Genomic DNA, 20,899 nt, shown 5'->3' on the forward strand with positions numbered 1-20,899 from the left:
GTTTTGGGACTGTTTTCCGGGAAACATGGCTAAAATGGTTTTCCAGACTAGTAACGAATGTGGCTTCGGCAAAAAGAACACCCACCCCTGCCCCTCTAAGTAAGGGGATTACTATAACCACTGAAATAAAGCCTTTTCAAGTGATTTTGGGATCTGGTTACCGGTGGACTGCATTCCTCTGCAGGCTACTCCAGCAGCTTGATTTCCAGATGGCCTGCGTAACGGTAAGGATTCCGGCCTTCTGGATATAGAATGCGGTCTACAAAATCAAGGTTTTCGTGTACGTTGCGGTTGGTTTTAATGACGGGGTCCACGTGAATGGCGCCTTCAAAGGTGATGAGCCGGGCCGTGGGTTTACGCGTAACCTCGTTCACCTTTCTCTGCATGTCCACCGACTGCTTGTAAGGCACCACCTGATCGCCGGTACCATGCACCAGGAGAATGGGCGGGAACCTGGGGGTAACTAATTCTATGGGGTTGGCATTGTGGGTTTTGGTTCGGTTGGTGCGCACGTCAAAGCCCATGATTTTGTTTGCGAGCGGGGTTCCGGCATCAGTAAGGGCGCTCACATCGTGCACCGCGCACCAGCTTACCACGCCTTGTACTGCGCTGGAACTGTCTTTGCTGCCCATAGTCAAATCTTCAAAAGAGGGCTTGTGATTGGTGGCGGCCAGCATCTCGGCGATATGGCCTCCTGCCGAGGCACCCCACACCACTAGGTTCTTCGCATCTAACTGGTACTTGCCGGCGTTGGCCCTGAGGAACCTAATGGCAGCTTTGGCATCGTGCAAGGGCTTGGGCCATTTCACTTCATCAGACAACCGGTAATTCACTGATACAACCGCGTACCCCTGAACAGTAGCCTGGAAAACGGGTGCCACCGCTTCTGACCGCTTGTCTCCGGCCATCCAACCACCCCCGTGGAACAGCACAATGGTTTTGTAAGGCGCCACTCCCCGGCGGGGATAAATAATATCCAGCGTCTGCCTAGGGTTCTGGGTTCCCGCATACGGAATATTCAGCGCGGTTCTTTTGAACTGCGTCATGTCAATCCGCTTTTCCTCTCCAGTGGTCTTGGAAGTAAATTCCCCCAAATCAATTGGGTTGGAGGCTACTTCCTGTTTGTGCTGGCTGTCACGCGCATTCTCCCCAGATTTATGGCATCCCAGAAAACTAAGGCAGAAAAGTACAGTCAAGACAAAGGGGCGGCTGCATACATTCCGTTTCATGGTTGAGGTATCAGCAAGCTGCAGATAGTTAAGTTTTGTAACGCATTTCTGAGAGGAGAAGCCAGCCATGCTTCCTTAGTTATTTCTCAATAGTTTACGTAAAACCTGCCTTAACGCCGCAGGTATACGGCACCAATCCGCGGGTCTGTAAAAATCGTTACCACAGAAAGGTAAACAGGGAATGTTGGCTGGGTTTCTGGGCGTTTGCAGAATCCAACCGCAGCCCGTATCTTTGCTAATGCTTATCAAGAAAGACGGAGGGATTAGGCCCAGTGATGTCTTAGCAACCCAATTCAGTTGGGTGCTACTTCCTACCCGCTGCACCTACGCGCCGGGGGAGATAAGTGACGGAACTCCTACGCACCTGCGCCCGCCACTTTCCTCTGCCCTTTCTTGAGCCGCAACTAACCCTTTAGGTTTGCACAAGATGACCCGCATTGAGGAAGAAGTAAAGAAACGCATATTAGTCTTAGACGGTGCCATGGGTACCATGATCCAACGGTACAACCTCCAAGAGGCCGATTACCGTGGCGAACGCTTCAAAGACTACCATCTGGATGTGAAGGGCAACAACGATTTGCTCTCTATTACCCAACCCCACATTATCAAGGAAATACACAGCCTCTACTTTGAGGCCGGCGCCGATATTGCCGAGACCAACACCTTCAGCGGCACCTCCATTGCCATGGCCGATTACGACATGCAGGACCTGGTATACGAGCTGAACTACGAATCAGCCCGCATTGCCCGTGAGGCCGCCGACGAGTGGACCTCCAGAACGCCGGAGAAACCGCGTTTCGTGGCCGGAGCCATCGGGCCCACCAACCGTACCGCTTCTTTGTCGCCGGACGTGAACAACCCAGGTTTCAGGGCTATCACGTATGATGAGTTGGTAGAAGCCTACACTGAGCAGGTGCGCGGCCTGGTAGACGGAGGCGTGGATCTGTTGTTGGTGGAAACCATCTTTGATACGTTGAATGCCAAGGCGGCGCTGTTCGCCATTGACCAATACAGCCAGCAAACCGGCAAGCGACTGCCGCTCATGGTGTCTGGTACTATAACCGATGCCAGCGGACGTACTTTATCCGGCCAGACCGTGGAAGCGTTCCTGTACTCAGTGTCGCACATGCCGCTGTTGAGTGTGGGCTTTAACTGCGCATTAGGTGCCAAGCAGTTGCGCCCGCACTTACAGTCTCTGAGCAAGGCTTCTAAGTTCTATATAAGTGCCTACCCCAATGCGGGTTTGCCTAATGCCTTCGGGGCGTACGACGAGACGCCGGAGCAGATGGGCCAGCACATCAAAGACTTCCTGGACAACAACTTCGTGAACATTGTGGGCGGTTGCTGCGGAACTACGCCGCCGCACATCAAAGCCATCGCGGAGATCGCCAAAGAATACCCGCCGCGTCCGCGCCCACAATTACCGGCTGTTCCTACCTATTCCGGTCTGGAGCCACTCACGGTGTTTGAAGGCTCTAACTTCATTAACATTGGCGAGCGCACCAACATAACCGGCTCCAAGCAATTCAAACGTCTGATTCTGAACGAGCAGTATGAGGAGGCCTTGGCCATTGCCCGTCAGCAGGTAGAGAACGGCGCTCAGATCATTGACGTGAACATGGACGAAGGCATGCTGGACTCTGAGGCGGCTATGACCCTGTTCCTGAACCTGATTGCCTCTGAACCAGACATCGCCCGCGTTCCTATTATGATTGACTCCTCTAAATGGAGCGTGATTGAGGCCGGATTGAAGTGTGTGCAGGGCAAAGCCATTGTGAACTCCATCAGCTTAAAAGAAGGCGAAGCGGTGTTCAAAGACCACGCCCGCAAAGTACGCAGCTACGGCGCCGCCGTGGTGGTGATGGCCTTTGACGAAGAAGGCCAGGCCGATAACTACGAGCGTCGTATCCAGATCTGCGAACGCGCTTACAACATCCTCACCAAAGAAGTGGGTTTCCCCGCCGAGGACATCATCTTTGACCCCAACATCCTCACGGTGGCTACGGGCATGGAGGAGCACAACAACTACGCCGTAGACTTCATCAACGCCACCCGCTGGATCAAGCAGAACCTGCCGGGTGCCAAAGTGAGCGGCGGGGTGAGCAATATTTCCTTCTCGTTCCGGGGCAATGACCCGGTGCGCGAGGCCATGCACTCTGTGTTCCTGTACCACGCCATCAAAGCCGGTCTGGACATGGGCATCGTGAACGCGGGTATGCTGGAAGTCTACGAGGAAATCCCGAAGGACCTGCTGGAGCGTGTGGAAGACGTGTTGTTGAACCGTCGTCCGGATGCCACCGAGCGCCTAGTGGAATTTGCCGAGACGGTGAAGAACAAAGGCAAGGAAGTCGTGCGCGACGAGGCCTGGCGCCAGGAACCGGTGCAGCAGCGTTTAACGCACGCGTTGGTGAAGGGACTGGTAGAATACATTGACCAGGACGTGGAAGAGGCCCGTCACCTGTACCAGAAACCGCTGGAAGTGATTGAAGGTCCGTTGATGGACGGTATGAACGTGGTAGGTGACCTGTTCCAGGAAGGCAAAATGTTCCTGCCGCAGGTGGTGAAAAGCGCCCGCGTGATGAAAAAAGCGGTAGCCTATTTGCTGCCTTATATTGAAGAAGAGAAGGTACGCGCCGCCGCCAACGGAGACACTTCTACCCGCCAGACCAACGGAAAAATCCTGATGGCCACGGTGAAAGGGGACGTGCATGACATAGGCAAGAACATTGTGGGCGTGGTACTGGCCTGTAACAACTACGAGGTGATTGATTTGGGCGTGATGACGCCCGCCGATAAAATCCTGGATGCCGCCCGTGAGCACAACGTGGACGTGATCGGACTCAGCGGTTTGATTACCCCGTCCCTGGACGAGATGGTGCACGTAGCCCGCGAAATGCAGCGACAGAATTTCAACGTTCCGTTGCTGATTGGCGGAGCCACTACTTCGCGCGCGCATACCGCCGTGAAAGTGGCGCCGGCCTACAACGGCACTGTGGTGCACGTCTTGGATGCCTCGCGCAGCGTGCCCGTAGTAGGCAACCTGTTGAGCCCCGATAACAAGGAGAAATTCGCGCAGGAAACCCGCCTGGAGTACGACCAGATGCGCGAAGGCTATTTGAGCCGCCAGAAAGACAAGAAATACCTGCCGCTGCCGCAGGCCCGCGCGAACAAATTACCAATCGATTGGAAAGCAGAGGACGTGTACACCCCGGCCAAAACCGGCGTGCAGGTGTTCCAGAACTTCCCGCTGGAGGAACTGGTGCCGTACATTGACTGGACGCCGTTTTTCCAGGCCTGGGAACTGCACGGCAAATTCCCGAAACTTCTGGAAGACGCCGTAGTAGGCGAAGCGGCTACCAAACTGTACGCCGATGCCCAAATTCTGCTCAAGCGCATTGTAGAGGAGAAACTGCTCACCGCCAACGGCGTAGCGGGCTTGTTCCCAGCCAATAGCATAGGCGACGATGACGTGGAAATCTACACCGATGAGCAGCGCAACCAGGTGTTAACGCACTTCCGGACCCTTCGCCAGCAAGGCCAGAAAGGCCCGAACGTACCTAACTTAGCCCTGGCTGATTTCGTGGCTCCCAAAGAAACGGGCCTTCAAGATTACACTGGCGGCTTCGCGGTAACCGCTGGTATTGGCCTGGACGAGCTGGTGCAACAGTTTGAAGCCGACCATGACGATTACCACAGCATCATGGCCAAAGCCCTGGCTGACCGTTTGGCCGAAGCCTTCGCTGAGAAACTGCATGAGATTGTCCGGAAAGAGATTTGGGCGTATGAGCCGGAAGAAAGCCTCACGAACGAAGACCTGATCAAGGAAAAATACCAGGGCATTCGTCCGGCTCCGGGTTATCCCGCCTGTCCGGACCATACCGAGAAAACGACGCTGTTCCAGTTACTGGACGTGGAGAAGCACACCGGCATCACCTTAACCGAGAGCCTGGCCATGTACCCTACGGCCGCAGTGTCTGGCATGTACTTCGCGCACAAACAGTCACGGTACTTCGGGCTGGGTAAGATCGAGAAAGACCAGGTCACCGACTACGCGCAACGCAAAGGCATGAGCGTGGAGGAAACGGAGCGTTGGCTGTCACCTAACTTGAATTACTAAGAAATCTGATTTGGGGCTGCTTGCTGAAAACGGCCCCAATTCAGAATCAAACCCAAAGCAATATCAAGGCTTACGCCTACAGACACGACATTACGTCAAATGAAAGTTACTGAGCATTTACAGAACGCCACCAACACGCTTTTCTCTTTTGAGATTCTGCCGCCGGTAAAAGGCACCAGCATCCAGTCTATTTACCAAGGTATTGACCCTTTAATGGAGTTCAAGCCGCCCTTCATCAACGTGACCTACCACCGCGAGGAGTACGTGTTCAAGGAGCGCGAAAACGGCTTGCTGGAGAAAATCACCATCCGGAAGCGGCCGGGCACGGTAGGTATCTGCTCTGCCATCATGAACAAGTACCACGTAGACGCGGTGCCGCACATCATCTGTGGGGGCTTCAGCCGGGAAGAGACTGAGAACGCCTTGATGGACCTCAACTTCCTGGGCATTGACAATGTGCTATTGCTGCGCGGCGATGCAGTGAAGACCGAGCCTGGTTTCCGGCCGCACAAGGACGGGCACGCCTACGCCTCTGACCTCATCAAGCAGGTAGTGCAGTTGAACCACGGCCACTACCTGGACGAGGAGATGGAAAACCCCGTGCCTACGGATTTCTGCATCGGGGTGGCGGGTTACCCTGAGAAACATATGGAGGCCCCCAACCTGGCCACCGACCTGCGTTACCTGAAACAAAAAGTAGACCTGGGCGCTGACTACATCATTACGCAGATGTTCTTTGACAACCGGTGCTTTTTTGACTTCGTGAAATCCTGCCGCGCCGCCGGCATCACAGTTCCCATCATCCCGGGCCTGAAAACGCTCACCACCAGAAACCAGCTCAACGTGCTGCCGCGCTACTTCAACATTGACCTGCCCGAGGACCTGGTGAACGCCGTGGAAGCCTGCACCAATCCCAAAGACGTGAAGCAGGTGGGCATTGAATGGACCATCCAGCAGTGCAAAGAGTTGATGGAATTCGGGGTACCATGCCTGCACTTCTACACCATGAGTAAATCAGACGCCACAGTGGCGGTAGCCAAGGCCATTTTCTAGGCCATTTAGCGGCTTATTTTCACAAAACAGATACAAAAAACAGAAGGTCCATTTACCTGGGTAAATGGACCTTCTGTTTTTTGTATCACCTTCAACTGGGGCTGTCGGCGGCTCACGTTTTTGCGCGGTTTTATCAAAACCTGCCCAAAAACAGAAACCAATCCGCTGGGAAAACTTACAGCGGAATCCGGTATTTGGTGGCGGTGATGCCCCCGAAGTTGCCGTAGCCGTTCCGGATGTTGCTGTGCAGGTTCAGCGGCTCCGCGAAGGGGTTGTCTTCCTGGTAGTTGTTTTTGGAGCGCTCGTACAGGTATAGGTCTGAGGTAAGGTGCTGCAGCGTAATCTCAATATACTTAGGCGCCAAACCGCTTCCAACGTAAGCACCCACCTTGTCAGAGAAAGTGATGACGCCCTGTTTGGCCCAGCCGTCGTCAAAGACTGTAGATAGCTTTATCTTCTCCACTTCCTCCCCGAAGATGTCATCGTTGTCGTCCCTGGAATAGAGGTTGCCTACGGGCTGGCCTGTTTCATCTACCAGCCGCACATGCAGGCGGTAATAGTCCTGCTGGCCTGTCAGGTCGTTGAACTGGACGCGCAGCAGCCCATTGAAATTATATCCATCGTTCTTGGTATCGGGCACGAACGAGGCCGATGCCACCGGCACCTGGGCGGGCATGGTGAGTTTTCCCTCAATGGTCTCAAAACCCGGGGCGCTAACGGTAAGGCTGTATTGCTGACCCGGTACAGGCGTAAATTCATTCGTGGGTTTATAGTTGCCTATGTCATGGTTGTACTCCAGGGGCACAAACACGAAGCCCTGCCGCAGGGTACCGTTACCGTCGGTGATGGTGATGGACGCATCTTTCACCAGGCCGTTCCGCCAGAGATTGTCACTGGCCAGTACCGACTGGCTCCGCCCGATGTACATATTTTGTTTGGGGGCCTCTGTGTTGAGGTTGTACTGCACCGCCAGTTTGGGGGTATGCCCGGGCACTTCAATGTCCACGTCCTGCTCACAGCCAGACAAAACTCCGACCAGCAGAAGGCAGCGCATGACCCAACCCAGCGGGCGGGTGTTTTCATGTCGGTTTCCGGAAAAAAGGGTAAAAACGGGAGCTAACATGCGCATCTAGAACTTAAAGGTTTTGCTGACGGAAGGTAAGATGGGGAACAGGCTGATCTGCTTGAACCTTGGCGGATCATCCTGGTTCTCGCCGGCCTGCACATAGATAAAATAAGGGTTCTTGCGGTTGTAGGCGTTGTAGAAACTGATGTTGTTCACCACCTCGCCCCAGCGTTTCTTCTTGGTGTGGCTCAGGCTAATGTCGGCGCGGTGATAAGAGGCCATGCGGTAGCCGTTACGGTCGCCGTAGTCCTTGTAGGTCTGGGTACCGCCGTAGCCGCCTTCCCAGGCCTCGCCCAGCACATATTCGGCCTCGGGCAAGGTAACCGCGTTGCCGGTGCCGTACACCCACGTACCCGACAGTGAGAGGTTGGGCTTGAGCTGATGGATGACCACCACCTCAAAGTCATGGCGCCGGTCATAGCGGTAAGGAAACTCCTTGCCCCGGTTCAAATCCGAGAACTGGCGGTTAGACCAAGCCAGCGTGTAACCAACCCAGCCGTTGGTGCGGCCGGTCTTTTTGTGCAGGAACAGCTCCATGCCGTAGGCCCAGCCTTTGCCGGTAGTCACCTTGGTGTCCCAGCTATTGGAGATGCCAATGAACGATGCGCCCTCTTTGTATTCAATCAGGTTCTGCATGGTTTTGTAGTAGCCCTCCAGGCTGATTTCCAGCTTGTCGCCGGCAATGGTGCGTGTGGCACCCAGCGCCACCTGGCGCGAGCGCTGCGGCTTGATCTTCTCGGTAGACGGCACCCAGAGATCGGTGGGTAGCCCTATGCCGCTGTTGGTGAGCAGGTGGATGAACTGGGTCATGTGCGTGTAAGACGCTTTCAGACTCAGCTTTTCCGTGGCGATGAACCGCACAGAGGCCCGCGGCTCAACAGAGGTATAGGTCTCCTTGTTCACCAGAAAACCGTTGGCCCGCACGCCCACGTTCACCTTTACCCGGTTAGAAAGCTTAAAGTCATCCTCCAGGTACAGCCCCACTTCCTGCGCATTGGTTTTTTGGGTATTCACGTTCAGGTCCTCGGCCGAGCCGCCGTTATTGTCCCGCACCTGCAACGCGCCCGGCTGAAACTGGTGGTGCACGTACTGGGTCCCGAAGCGGATATAATGGTTGGGATTGGGGATAAAGTCAAAGTCCAGCTTGGTGCTCAGGTCCCGGATGTTGGACAGGTACTTGAGTTTGTAGTCATAGCTTTCGCCCTGGTAGGTAGATTCTTCCTCGCTGCTGATGTCAAACTGGTACTTGGTGTAGGTAAGGTGCGTGTTCAGGAACAGGCGCTGGTTGATGATGCGGTTCCAGCGGAACGCCGAGGTCAGATTGCCCCAACCCAACCCGGCGGTGCTTTTCTCCCTATCGGCGCCGCTTCGTTCCATATCGGCGTAAAACTCGTCATAGCCCCGGTAGGCACTCAGGTAGAGACGGTCTTTCTCGCTTACTTTCCAGTTCAGTTTGGCATTTAGGTCATAGAAGTAATAGCCGCCCGCGCCGTCTTCCTTGTTCATGAACGGGCGGGCCAGTACGTCAATGTAGGTTCGGCGGCCCGATACGATAAAGGATGCCACATCTTTCTTCAAAGGTCCACCCACCGTCAGCCGCGATGCGATGAGCCCAATGGAGCCTTCGCCGTCCACCTTGTTCATGTTACCCTCTTTCATGGAGATATCCAGCACCGAGGACAGCCTGCCACCGTAGCGGGCCGGAAAGCCGCCTTTCACCAGTTCCACGTTGTTGAGGGCCTCGGCGGTAAACACCGAGAAAAACCCAAAAAGGTGCGAGGCATTGTACACCGGCACGCCGTCTAATAGAATCAGGTTCTGGTCCGGGCCGCCGCCGCGCACGTACAGGCCGCTGCTTCCCTCGCCTCCAGACTGCACACCCGGCAACAGTTGCAGGGTTTTGAGCACATCCACTTCGCCAAACAAGGCCGGCACCGATTTTATCTGCGCCACACTCATGTTGATGGTACTCATGCGGGTGCTCTCACGCACGTCCTCCTCCCTGGTGTTCACAATCTCCACCTCCTGCAGGGCCGTGGCAAAAGGCGTAAGCAAGAGGTTTTGCTGCACGTCTTTGTCTAAATAGGCCGAAAACATCTTGCGCTCATAGCCCACATAGGAAAGCACCAGTTTTACTGAGTCTTTGGGAAGGGTAAGGCTGTAGAAGCCGTAGGCGTTGGTGGCAGTGCCCTGCCCCGTGACGGTGTTGAGAATGGCTACCCCAATAAGGTTTTCGCCCGTCTGGGCGTCACGCACGTAGCCGCTGATGGTGTACCTTTGGGCAAAACCCGTGAGCGGGAGCAGCAGAAAAACCAAACCTGCAAGCATCCGGAGACTGCGGCCAGACCGGCCCCGGAACTGATAACGAAAGGACATTCAGAAAAGAGTTGAGATAGATACTGGTTGCAGGTAGAATTTACCTACAATGTAGGTAATTGACAGCTGAGTCCGTATTTACCCCTACTTCCTTCCCGAAAAAAATGAGGCTAGTAACCTATGTGCAGAATGGCATCGCCCTGGTTCACGACCGGCATGTGGTTGAGCCCTACCACGTGGCCTGCCACGGGCGTGGTGATGGGATGGGTGGCTCCGCCATACGGATCAGAAACGGCGCCTATTTGCTGCCCCCGGCTAACTTCCTGCCCATTTTTCACAAAACTGCGGAAAAGCCCGGCCCGGGGTGCCCTGATCCAGGTGGTATGGTGGCAGATCAAAGGAGGCTGCGACGCCGGCACTGATTTATCGGCCATGCCCAGGTGGTGCATGACGCGTTGGGTCCCTTCCATGGCCATGATAATGCCCTGCTCATCAAACCGCAGAGACTCGCCGGTCTCATACACAATGATGGTTTTGCCCAGGTTAGAGGCCTCTTTGCGGAGGGAGCCCGGCCGGTAGTTGGAGTTCAGCACGAAGGGTGCCCCAAACGCTTTGGCCAGCGCATCACTCTCACCGTCCTCCAGGCGACACCTGATCTGCGGGAAATTTGATTTGCTCGCGCCGCCGGTGTGGAAATCTATGCCGTAATCAATGAGCGGCAGAACTTCTTTGGTGAACCGCGCCGCCACGCGGCTGGCCAGAGAACCCTTGGCGTTGCCCGGGAAGCTTCGGTTCACGTCTTTGCCGTCTGGTACCTCACGCGAGAAATTCAGGAACCCGTAAATGTTGAGGATAGGAATGGCCAGCACCGTGCCCTTCAAAGGATGCAGCAGGTTCCTCCTGATCATTCTCCGGATCAACTCAATGCCGTTCACCTCATCGCCGTGCATGCCGGCCATGAGCAGCAGCACAGGCCCTGGTTCCTGGGCCCTGAAAACGTGGATAGGGATGTCTATCTGCGTGCCGCTGGGCAGCCGGGAAACATTCAACCGGATGAGTTTGCTGTCGCCCGGGTAGATGGGAATATCATTGATGATCATCTCCGCCATCTGGGGTGCTCTTGGGTTTGGACTTTTTGGTTTTCCCTTTGTTCACCAGCAGCTCAGTATATTCAATGATCTTGCCGGCAATGTCTTTCTGGGTGGCTTTCTCAATCCCTTCCAGCCCCGGCGAGGAGTTTACCTCCAGGATCAGCGGCCCGCGGGAAGACTGCAGCATATCCACACCGGCTACGTCCAAGCCCAGGGATTTGGCGGCCATGAGCGCGGCGGTTTTCTCGGCGCGGGTAAGTTTGATAAGGCTGGCGCTGCCGCCACGATGCAGGTTAGACCTAAACTCACCTTCCTTGCCCTGGCGTTTCATGGCCCCTACTACCTCGCCATTCACCACGAACACCCTTATGTCGGCGCCCTTGCTCTCAGCGATGAACTCCTGCACAATGATGCGGGCCTTGAGGTTGTGGAACGCCTCAATCACCGATTCGGCGGCTTTCTGGGTCTCGGCCAATACCACGCCCAGCCCTTGGGTACCTTCCAGCAATTTAATCACCAGCGGCGCCCCGCCTACTTCCTTGATCAGTTCCTTTACTTGTTTGGAGTAGTTGGTGAACGCGGTTTTAGGCATGCCCAGGCCCGCCCGGGCCATGATCTGGAGGCTGCGGAGTTTGTCTCTAGACCGCAGAATGGACTGGGAAGCCACTACGCTTTTCACCTTCATCATCTCAAACTGGCGTACCACGGCCGTTCCGTAGAACGTCACCGAGGCCCCGATACGGGGAATAATGGCATCTATGCCCGTGAGCAACTCGCCTTTGTAGAGAATATGCGGGTCACCTTTCTCCATGACCAGGTCACAGCGCAGGTGGTCCAGGACCACTACCTCATGGCCCCGCTGCTGGGCGGCTTCCACTAACCGGCGGGTGGAATATAATTTGGGGTCGCGAGAGAGAATCGCTATTTTCATAAAGGGGAGTTCTTGGGTGTGTTACTTTTTTTGGACTTGTTTTTGGCTTTGAGCGACAGGTACTTTTTGGAGACATCCACAATAAAGCGGCGCCGGAGCAGCGTACGCCCCAGCAGCACCGGGTACTTGAGGTCGCTGCGGTCTGAGAGCGAAAACTCCGTCTCAACCTCCAGCCCGTTAATGAGGACCTTTGTACGGATAACGTAACGTTCCTGCACATCGCCAAACGAACTTTTTACAATCCGGAGGTCAAAATCTGTGAACTGGAAAGCCTTGTGGTTATAGGCCGGGTGGTTGGCATCCAGGAGCTCAAAGTGGATAGCCCGCTGCCCGTTGGGCAAATCCACCTCCCTTATGTTGTTGCAGTGGATGGAAGAGGTATACGCGCCGGTGTCTACCTTGGCTTCTATGTCATACAACTCCAGGTCGGGGAAATCCACCATCTCGCGCCGGCCAATGATACTTTTTACAGGTTTGTCTTTCTTCATACCCACAAAGCTGGGCAGTTTAGGGCCCATTTACAGAAAACAGGCCCTAAACTGCGGTGTTACTTCCCACTGTACGTGATGCGGTAAATGGCATCGTTCATGTCATCAGAAACCAGCAGAGAACCGTCTGGCATCACCTCCACGTCTACGGGGCGGCCCCACTCCTTGCCATCCTGCAGCCAACCCGCCGCGAAAGGCACAAAGCTGCCCTTGCCTTGGGCATCGGTGCGGTAGAGGCTCAGGCGGTAACCTATTTTCTCGGTGCGGTTCCAGGAGCCGTGCTCGGCGATGAAGATCTGGTTCTTGTAGTTCTCGGGGAACATGTTACCGGTGTAGAACTCCATGCCCAAGGTGCCACCGTGCGGGTTCAGCTTCTGCACAGGCGCGGTGTAGTCTGCGCAGTTCTTGCCTTTCCCGAACTCAGGGTCCAGGGTCTCGCCGGCGTGGCAGAACGGATACCCGAAGTGCATGCCTTTTTTAGGTGCGCGGTTCAGTTCATCCGGCGGCATGTTGTCGCCCATGAGGTCGCGGCCGTTGTCAGTGAACCAGAGTTCCTTGGTGGTAGGGTGCCAGTCAAAGCCCACAGTGTTGCGCACACCACTGGCGAAAACCTCCAGGCCGGAGCCGTCTGGGTTCATGCGGCTGATGGCGGCGTAAACAGGTTCTTTTCTAAGACAGATGTTGCAGGGCGCGCCCACCGGAACATACAGCTTGTCATCGGGCCCGAAGGCGATGTATTTCCAGCCGTGGTGCTCCTCAGTGGGGAATTTGTCATAGACCACCGCCGGTTTGGGCGGGTTCTTCAGGTTCTGGGCAATGTTGTCATAGCGGGTGATACGGCTGATTTCCGCCACGAACAAGGAGCCGTTACGCAGGGCCACGCCGTTGGGCATGTTCAAGCCACTGGCAATGGTAATGACCTCATCGGCTTTGCCGTCTTTGTTTCTGTCTGGCAAGGCATACACGCTGCCTTTGTCACGGGAGCCCACGTAGAGCGTACCGTCTGGCCCCAGAGCCATGGAGCGGGCATTTACCACATTGCGGGCGAAGTAACTGATCTGGAAGCCGTCTGGCAAAGAGATCTTGGCCAGGTCTGCATCAGCGGCGGGCGCTTCGGTGACGTTCTCAGAGGCGGTGTCTTGCGCGGCGGTAGAGGTGCGCTCGCCTTCCTCGTTCGCGTCGGGTTTGCCCGAGTTGGAGGAGCAGCCCAGTTGGCAGAGAACCACCAGTAAACAGGTACTCCACTTCAGAATGGTGCTTTGTTTCATAGTTTTAAGAGCAGGTTTGCAGAGCAAGAGGAAATACCCGAATACTCCAATTAAAAATTAAACTTAAATGGTATATAGTTTTACAATATTAATGAATTTCAATATTGTAAAAAATTAATACAGGCGGAATAGCGCAAGATTTAAGCATACTCATAGATTTACAAAACAGTATTTCACCAATAAAGCCACTATAAATTACTCCTAAGTAAATCTTTAAATTACAATATTCCCCTAGTGCATATCCTTAAATTAAAAATTCTCCTTAAAGTCTTGGGTCACGCTTTCTTTTTTCAGCTGATGATCCTTTCTTTTTACTTCCATGAGTTCCTGGGCCCTTATTTAAACACCTTGTGGGGCGTCATTTTTCTTACCCGGATTACCAAAAGCGTGATACAGTTAAGACACTTCATGTACTCCTGAAAAGCCGTTTCAAGCCCTGGGTGAAAGAATAGTTTCATTTCTTTCGCTTTGTTTGCCTGTGCAACCCCAATGGACTTTGCCAAGCTGTTTCCACGTTATTTTCCAGATTTCAGGCCCAAAACCGACAGGCAAATTCCATTGGCTCACCTCAGGCAAAAACACCTTTAGGGCGTATACGCAATGAAACTCAGTTGGCTGTCTTTGAGCGGTGATTCCTGAGCCAGGTGGCTACCGTGTAAAGCAGGTTGGTATGGCCGGTCTGCAGTACCACCAGGTTATGCCGCTTGAGGGCATTCAGGAACACCTGCAGCCTTTTCTGCGAGATAATCTGGTCATACTTGCCCAGGAAGACGTTCACCTCAATGTTACTCTGGTTCAGGAGCCGCACAATCTTGCGCGTGTCAAATGTGAGATTGCTGAAACCCGTCCAGCTGCGGTATACGCGCAGGCGTTTCTGGGGCGAGTCCATCTGCCAGTTGGCGAACTTGACCAGGCCGGAGTCTACCCACCGTTTCTGCTCCAGCCAACTCAAGGTCTGGAAAAACCGCGTGGGCCGCAGTACAATGCGCTTGAACAGGCCCTGCATCCAGCCGGGGTATGTGGCCAGACTGTAAAGCAGGTGCGTCTTGATGCCATCGGGGGCAATGAGGTAAAGCTCCTGCATGCGGTCATGAAACTTCTCCAGCACCGTAAGCGCGAATTTACCGCCCATACTGAACGCCATTACTGAAAAACGGCCAATATCCTCCTTCTCCAGCAAGGCCTGGATAAAGGCCTGCAGTTTTTTCTTGGAGAGTGGCTGGTCTGCCTTGCTCAGGGTACTCTGGCCATGGAAAAAAAGGTCAATGGCGTACACCCGGTACTCGGGTTGTAGGGTGCGGGCCATGGTATCATAGTAATGCCCCTCCTGCCCGTAGCCATGGAACGCCAGCAGCGCCCTAGGCCCAGTACCCATGATCCGGTAATGCAGATTAGATGATTTTATTCTGATGGACGGCACGAAAAAAGCAGTTGTCTGTGGTCAATAATTTGCAGAAAGATCAGCCCGGGTAGGCAGTTTCAATAAACTGGCTCCTACCCAATTGCTGCTAACTTTACTTTTACTCACTCAGGCCAGCTGGGTTGTTGGAGATTTCCTGCTCACAGTTACAAATCCACTCGCAGAACGCTTCATCACCAACCTAAAACCGAAGGTCGCTCCCGCGAAAATGACAGGACCCAAAAATTTTGATTTTCCAGCATCTGGTAAGGTACGCAAAAGCAGATAGCATGAAGAATTATTTTCAGAGGGGTTTCCCTGGGAAGTGCGCCAACCTATTCTTCTGATAGCTGAATCTATATATAGCAGTTTTCTACCCTTTTTAGGCCAGTATTCGTAAAAAAGAGCAAAACCAACCGCTGCAACCATATGAAAACCAGATTATTACTATTTACTTTACTTACCGCCGGCATCTCGCTATTCTCCTTACAGGCATCGGCGCAAAGCACCCAGCAAGACTCTATAAGGCAGAAAGCCCTGGATGACAGAAGACGCCTGAACGAGTTATCAGAGATAAGGAAGGAAACCAAAGCTGAAGCCAAAATAGCCAAGGCCCGGGCCAAGGAGGCGAACCGACTAGAGAAAGACGCCGCCAATGCCGCCAAGGAAGCCAAACAAGCCGCTAAAATGGAACGCAAGGCCCAGCGCAACAGAATGAAAGCCGATAAGCAAGCCAGAAAAGCAGAGAAAGCCCTGGAGAAAACCAACGACTATTAACCCGCGCCTGGTCTTTGGCTTTGGTATTCTGCCATATCACCTAGACTTCCGGAGGCAACCAAAGAGTATAGGAAACCTACAGAATTGCTCTAAGAAGACAACCGGGCATGAACCTGTTTTAGGACTGCTTTTCTGAAAAAGGGCTAAAAACGATTTGTAGAAAAGAAAATCAAAGGCTTACTGGTTAGTACCGTTCAAACACAAGCTCCACCAGGTCTCCTTTGATTTTCTTTTCACCAGCTTCTAGATTGATATGAAAAATCAATCTCAAATCTCTTTCTGAAATAAAGGCAATCTTAAACCAATAATGGTTCACAGAGTCTAACCTGATCTCCTCCCCTACAACTTCATACTTTGTTGCCTGAGGTATATCGGTCTTCTCCGTGGTGAACAAAAGAAGACCGGGTTCTGTAAAGTCCAGAAGGGAATATGTAGGTATTGAAATAAATGCCCTGGTAAGTTGCGGTAACTTTATAAGTTCTTTGTATTTCCAGAGCTTATGCAATGAAACTTCTTTTGAGCCAGCTTGCTCTTTGCTTTTCAGCTTAGATGCTTCCAACTGCTGCTGCTTTCTTAAGTCTTCATCAGTGAGCGTTACCGGTTTCCGCCACTCCTGATAACCGTACCTATCATCTCCCCTTATGGGAGCATCCAATTCTATATAAGAGCTGAACAAGGCGCTGTACACGGTTCCGGTTAGACTCTTATTCTTTTGGTACACCTCCGTAGCAAGCCCGTCTATCTCCATCATATTGATATTATAAGGAACAAACTTATATCCTTCAAACCAGTTGCTAATCTTTTCCTGAAGTAGCAAGAAGGCTTCCTTGTATTCAAAAACCGGGGATACTGTTACAGCATGCGCTCGGGAAAACCTTTGCCACTTAGGCTCCTGATCTTCACTGAACATTTTCTCCCGCTCTAAAGAAATTTCTGTTGAGTCCAAACCAAAAATGGTGTAAAACGGACCTAGCAAACAAATGGAAAAGTGCAGCTCTTTTGTCCATTTTAAACCATCTACTCCTTTCTGGTCAAGCAACAGGCTGCCCTGAAAACAAGGATCAGGAAGGAAGTGGTTAGTTTTGATTTTCTTACTTACTTCTTTCTGCAGGTATTTTTTAACCTCTCTCCATTTTGCTGAATAATGGCTGCGCGTATAAACACCTTTGTGGATGGTATCATACCTCAACAAAGATTCTGAGCTATCATCCTGATAATCCTCTGCATCATGGATTGCTCCTAAAGGGTAATACTTCTTTATAGCCTCATATAGGGGCTTGAAATCATATGTTTCATCATTAAACCAGAAACGCCTTTTCATAAGCAGTAATCAGCAGAGCTTTAAACAGGAGAAAACAATCTAAACAAAATGCGGCTCACTACCATTATAGAGAGCCGCATTCATAAACACCTAGAAGGAGTCATTCACTTTACTAGTCCTGTTCTGCTTAGAACACACTGGACTTATTCTCCACGGTGGTCACCCGGCTGCTTCTACCCGCTACGTCAAAGGCGGCCAGCTTTATGGTTCCTTTCTCAGAAACAGGCCCGGAATACACTTTGCTTTGCGCGGTGGGCTCTGCCCCATCTGTGGTGTACCTGATGACCAGGCCGGGCATCTGCACGTTGGCCAGCACTTTGCCGTCCTGCACCGTGGCACCTACTGTTGGAATCCGGTAACCGAATCCGCCGGCGTAGTAACTGAGGCGGGGCAGTTCCCGTTTGCCCAGCACGTTCACAAATTGGGACCAAGCCTGCGCATAGGCCGCTTTGCTCTGGCTTGACTCAGGGTTAGAAGCCCAGGCAGGGTCCGGTGCCCAGGCCCTTTCCGCTAAGCCCAGTACTTTGGGCAGGAGCATGTACTCCAGACGGTCCGGCGAGGTGAGGGTCTCGCTCCACAATGGTGCCTGAAGACCTACAATGTTGGCCCGGGCCGCGGGCTTGAGTTGCTCCTTGCCCGCGAAAGCAGCAGTGGAGTTGAGCGGCTTGTTATCCTCGTTCACCCGTATGCTCTTCATGTAGTCAAACGGATTGAAGTAAAACGGTTTGTCCACATCCAGGAAGCCGCCCCAGTACAGGCCCTTTTCATCGTATTCTTTCTGGTACGCCAGGTCCATGTAAAAGTGGGTTACGTTGGTGAGCACCACCTTGTAGCCAGCGTTGGCCATGCGGTAGGGCAGGTCAAGGTTGGCGCCCAGGTTGTTCCAGACATCCACATGGAAATTCTTTTTCACAAACGCCGGGTTGGCCACGTAAGACAGGCGTCCGTTGGTTCTTACCTTGCTCAAGCCTATCTCCTCCCAGCCAGACAGGTACAGCTTGCGGGCCTCCAGCATCTTGCTCACCTTCCCGAAGAAGTAGTACCACAGGTCATCCACGTTCTTTACCTCGGGGTTCTGGGCTATGAGTTTCTGCACCTCCGGCGATTTCTCCCACACCCCGTTTGGCACCTCGTCGCCCCCGAAGTGGATGGTCTGGATGGGCGCCCCGGCTTCTTTGTACATGGTCAGCAGTTCATCCGTGACTTTCTCCAGGAAGTTGTAGGTAGACGGCAGCGCCACGTTGATGACGTTGTCATTGAAATACTGCACCGAGCGGTACACCGATTTATCGTTCAAATCACGCAGCAGATAGCGTTGGGCTTCGGCGGTTTTGCCTTCTTTCATCAACCGCTCGTAGCGGGCGTCCATGGATTTGATGGCGGCACGCGCGTGGCCGGGCGTCTCTACCTCGGGGATTACCCTGATGTGCCTTTCGCGGGCGTATTTTAGAATCTGCACGAAATCTGAGCGGGTATAATAGCCGCTACCGCTGGATTTGTCCACCTCGGGGCCGGAGCCATAGGCGGGCATCAGGAAATTTTTCTCGCCAGGGTCATGGCCCCGACGACCACCCACCTGGGTCAACTCAGGCAAACCCGGGATCTCAAGGCGCCAGCCCTCGTCATCGTTCAGGTGGAAGTGGAACACGTTCAGTTTGTACAGGGCCATGAGGTCCAGCAGTTTCAGTACGGCCTCTTTTTTATGGAAATTACGCGCCACATCCAACATGACTGCCCGGTGCCCGAATCTCGGCTCGTCTTTCACCTGCACCCCGGGAACCAGAACCGAGGTCTGGGTCTGGGCCAGCGCCGAGGCCGGCAACAGGGTCTTCAGAGACTGCGTGCCGTAAAAAGCGCCCGCGGGCGTAGTGGCCGAGATCAGGATTTCCTGCGGGGTCACCTGTAGTTCATAGGCCTCTTTCCCCAAACCCGCTTTTTTCTTCAGCCGGATGGCTTTGCCCGTGCCGGAGGCCTTTACCTCAGGTTTCTGCCCGAAGACGGTGCCCAGGTGAGCGGCCAGCAAGGCGGCTTCGTTCTGGAAAACTCCGTCCGTGATCACCGGCACCGCCGAGGTCAGGGTAAAAGTCTGGTCTGTTTCTTTGTACTGCGCCGGGGTGGGGAAAATCTTCGTGAGCTGCTCGGCGGGGATGTCTTTGATGTTGCTGTTCTGGGTGTAGATGTCTTTGGGCTCAATCCAGCCCACCATGTTTTTGGCGGGCTTCAAAACCTGGGCATTGGTGATAGAGTAACCTTTGGTAGGCTCTTTGTCCCACACCAGGTAGAAGCCCCTTGGTGCCCGGGACTCGTTCACAATCTGGCCGGCCGCCACAAACTCAAACTTCTGCGTGTCTCCCGGCTTCAGCTCCTTGAATTTACCCGTGGGCACCATACGCAGCAGATCCCCGTTGATGGATTCCACCTTCAAAGGCGCCTCAGTTGCTTTAGGTGTGAAAGAGGGCGTACAGTGGAAGTAAATACTCCAACCCGAGGCTGGCAAGGCCACTGACCCGTTGTTTTTGAAAGTGAGCACCGATAGCGTCTGGTTTTTACCCAAATGCTTCTCCTCCAGCACCTCCCAGGTAAGGCTCAGGGGCTGAAGTTGCACGTCTACCGTCGGAGCGGTTTTTTCCTGGGGTTGGGCAGGAGGCGTTTGCCCGCAGGAGCAGATGGAAATCAGGCTCAGTAAACCAACAAGAAGGTGTTTCATCAGGGGATTTGTTTTTGATTCACAATGCAATGAGCAAGCCAAAGGCAGAGAGAGATTTCTATTATTTTCCAACCTCCAGGATTTGCGCCTTTAAAGATATCATTACCGCCCGACTTTCCCTCTTTCTTCTGCCGGAAGGTTAAATTCCCTGACTGCTTGGGTGTTTTTAGGGTTGTTTTTGGCAAAGAAGCCTGAAAACAGTTTTAACAGTTTTTGAAAAATGTCATTAGAGCGACTACAGATATTAAAAGCAGATTTTCCCCTTGAGGGGAGAATCTGCCCGTTGTTTCCAGCATACATGAGCAGACATTAAGCAAAGAAGCCTCAAAATAAAGAAACCCGTTTAAAGCCTGATTTTATAGAAACAGGCCTTAAACGGGTGGCAATGCTTTCTGTTTTTAAGGCTATTTTCTCAGTGAGGCACTTTAAACAGAAGTTAAAAATCAGACAGCTTTCTGAGCCGCAGCCTAGAGCTTGGAAACCCCGCCGGATACCACAAACTTCATGACCTCGCTGCTTGGGATTTCAAGATAAGTGACGTTCTCGCGGGCTACCAGAAACAGCTCGCCCGAGAAGTTGTAGGAGTGCGGGAAATAGACGGCTACCTTCTCGGGCAGGTTCACCGCGTCCATAGAAAGCTGCGTCACGAAACCCAGTTTGTAGGTATCATTGTACTGGGTCATTTTCACCAGCACCGGCTGATTGAATTTCTGGTTCTCGCCCACAAACGCATCAAAGAGGTCTTTAAGCGAGGAGTAGATCATGTTCACCAGCGGCAGGCGGCTCATGATGCGCTCAGTGAGCACAAAGAAAGGCTTCACCAGGAAATGAGAACCTATGAACCCTACTATTGTCACCAATATGATGATAAGCGTGAGGCCTACGCCTGGATATTCCATGTAAAACAGATCATCCAGCCAATTGATGGTGGCCACAATGATGTAAATAGTCAGGGAGATAGGTGCTACAATCAGGAAGCCATTCAGAAAATAGCGTAAGATTTTTTTCATAAACAGAAGGATAGTAAAAAAGCCCCGTCACCGGGGCTTTCAAATATACTGAGTCTCTAATATTTT

General features: G+C 53.1%; 14 protein-coding genes and 1 riboswitch. Of the genes, 3 read left to right on the forward strand and 11 right to left on the reverse strand.

The genetic code is table 11. The features are described 5' to 3' along the window. Positions 1–185: 185 nt before the first annotated feature. Complete coding sequence (locus J3P34_RS08975) at positions 186–1,229, reverse strand: alpha/beta hydrolase (RefSeq protein WP_210488005.1); 1,044 nt, start codon at positions 1,227–1,229, stop codon at positions 186–188. A 239-nt stretch (positions 1,230–1,468) separates the two neighbouring features. Beyond that, positions 1,469–1,576, forward strand: a riboswitch (SAM riboswitch). Between the two features lie 80 nt (positions 1,577–1,656). Between J3P34_RS08975 and metH the strand changes: the two genes are divergently transcribed. Continuing rightward, on the forward strand, positions 1,657–5,346 hold the full coding sequence (gene metH, locus J3P34_RS08980) for a methionine synthase (RefSeq protein WP_210488525.1): 3,690 nt from the start codon (positions 1,657–1,659) through the stop codon (positions 5,344–5,346). A 99-nt stretch (positions 5,347–5,445) separates the two neighbouring features. Further along, the gene (gene metF, locus J3P34_RS08985) at positions 5,446–6,399 is read left to right on the forward strand and encodes a methylenetetrahydrofolate reductase [NAD(P)H] (protein ID WP_210463424.1); all 954 of its coding nucleotides are present in this window, start codon (positions 5,446–5,448) and stop codon (positions 6,397–6,399) included. Positions 6,400–6,574: 175 nt separating this feature from the next. On the opposite strand, the gene J3P34_RS08990 is transcribed toward metF, so the two are convergent. The 7 genes from J3P34_RS08990 to J3P34_RS09020 all read right to left on the reverse strand — a co-directional run bounded on the left by J3P34_RS08990 (position 6,575) and on the right by J3P34_RS09020 (position 14,994). Continuing rightward, positions 6,575–7,522, reverse strand: a complete 948-nt coding sequence (locus J3P34_RS08990) for a DUF4249 domain-containing protein (protein WP_210488007.1) — start codon at positions 7,520–7,522, stop codon at positions 6,575–6,577. 6 nt (positions 7,523–7,528) lie between these two features. Continuing rightward, a complete protein-coding gene (locus J3P34_RS08995; protein WP_246853617.1) occupies positions 7,529–9,901 on the reverse strand; it encodes a TonB-dependent receptor in 2,373 nt (790 codons plus the stop codon). 110 nt (positions 9,902–10,011) lie between these two features. Further along, a complete protein-coding gene (locus J3P34_RS09000) occupies positions 10,012–10,950 on the reverse strand; it encodes a succinylglutamate desuccinylase/aspartoacylase family protein (RefSeq protein WP_210488009.1) in 939 nt (312 codons plus the stop codon). Continuing rightward, the gene (gene rimK / locus J3P34_RS09005; RefSeq protein WP_210463421.1) at positions 10,928–11,863 is read right to left on the reverse strand and encodes a 30S ribosomal protein S6--L-glutamate ligase; all 936 of its coding nucleotides are present in this window, start codon (positions 11,861–11,863) and stop codon (positions 10,928–10,930) included. The genes J3P34_RS09000 and rimK overlap by 23 nt, the downstream gene beginning before the upstream one ends. After that, positions 11,860–12,381: an ATP-dependent zinc protease family protein gene (locus J3P34_RS09010; protein WP_246853619.1), complete on the reverse strand. Its 522-nt coding sequence runs from the start codon at positions 12,379–12,381 to the stop codon at positions 11,860–11,862. The genes rimK and J3P34_RS09010 overlap by 4 nt, the downstream gene beginning before the upstream one ends. 29 nt (positions 12,382–12,410) lie before the next feature. Next, positions 12,411–13,619 (reverse strand): PQQ-dependent sugar dehydrogenase, encoded by a 1,209-nt coding sequence (locus J3P34_RS09015; protein ID WP_210488011.1) that lies wholly within the window; start codon positions 13,617–13,619, stop codon positions 12,411–12,413. Between the two features lie 607 nt (positions 13,620–14,226). Further along, complete coding sequence (locus J3P34_RS09020) at positions 14,227–14,994, reverse strand: alpha/beta hydrolase (protein WP_246853621.1); 768 nt, start codon at positions 14,992–14,994, stop codon at positions 14,227–14,229. Between the two features lie 453 nt (positions 14,995–15,447). On the opposite strand from J3P34_RS09020, the gene J3P34_RS09025 reads away from it, so the two are divergent. Beyond that, positions 15,448–15,795, forward strand: coding sequence for a hypothetical protein (locus tag J3P34_RS09025; RefSeq protein ID WP_210488015.1), 348 nt, complete (start codon positions 15,448–15,450; stop codon positions 15,793–15,795). A gap of 184 nt (positions 15,796–15,979) precedes the next feature. On the opposite strand, the gene J3P34_RS09030 is transcribed toward J3P34_RS09025, so the two are convergent. From J3P34_RS09030 to J3P34_RS09040, 3 genes are all read right to left on the reverse strand, one after another. Continuing rightward, a complete protein-coding gene (locus J3P34_RS09030) occupies positions 15,980–17,116 on the reverse strand; it encodes a hypothetical protein (RefSeq protein WP_210488016.1) in 1,137 nt (378 codons plus the stop codon). Between the two features lie 127 nt (positions 17,117–17,243). Further along, positions 17,244–19,823, reverse strand: a complete 2,580-nt coding sequence (locus tag J3P34_RS09035; RefSeq protein ID WP_210488018.1) for a family 20 glycosylhydrolase — start codon at positions 19,821–19,823, stop codon at positions 17,244–17,246. Between the two features lie 467 nt (positions 19,824–20,290). Then, positions 20,291–20,833: a DUF502 domain-containing protein gene (locus J3P34_RS09040; protein WP_210488020.1), complete on the reverse strand. Its 543-nt coding sequence runs from the start codon at positions 20,831–20,833 to the stop codon at positions 20,291–20,293. Positions 20,834–20,899 lie beyond the last annotated feature (66 nt).

This window comes from Rufibacter aurantiacus (assembly GCF_017916345.1).
GTDB classification, from domain to species: domain Bacteria; phylum Bacteroidota; class Bacteroidia; order Cytophagales; family Hymenobacteraceae; genus Nibribacter; species Nibribacter roseolus.